Genomic DNA, 505 nt, shown 5'->3' with positions numbered 1-505 from the left:
CAACATTTCGGAGATACAAAATGAAACTGGAAATCAAAGATTGGGCGAACGGCGCGCCTATTCCCGCGAAATTCGCGTTCGGCAAAATTCCTGCCCAAGGTCGGTTTGAATTATCAAGCAACGTAAACCCCGAACTATCATGGACTGGCGCCCCGGCAGGCACAAAGTCATTCGCCATTATTTGCCACGATCCCGATGTGCCTTCGTCCGGTGAGGCCGTGAACCAAGAAGGCAAAACCGTGCCATCGGACCTGCCCCGCGTCGATTTTTTCCACTGGGTTCTGGTCAACATTCCCGCGACCACGACGCGCATCGCCGAAGGTGCGGACAGCGCGGGCGTGACCCCAAAAGGCAAAGACGCCGGCCCAACGTCGCACGGCCTGGCTGGTATCAACTCTTACACGGACTGGTTCGCTGGCGACGCAGACATGGCCGGTGACTATGGCGGCTATGATGGCCCCTGCCCACCTTGGAACGACAGCATCATTCACCACTATCATTTCAC

Annotated in this window: 1 protein-coding gene; it reads left to right on the top strand. The window is 56.6% G+C overall.

The window, feature by feature from the left end; translation table 11 throughout:
- Positions 1-20: 20 nt before the first annotated feature.
- The coding region (locus tag ACXAGA_RS16465) for a YbhB/YbcL family Raf kinase inhibitor-like protein (protein WP_475118554.1) at positions 21-505 on the top strand (485 nt) is incomplete at its 3' end.

It is taken from the genome of Marivivens sp. ABH4_498 (assembly GCF_056160585.1).
Note: the sequence above shows the minus strand (reverse complement) of the source record. Positions and strands in the feature narration are given on the sequence as shown.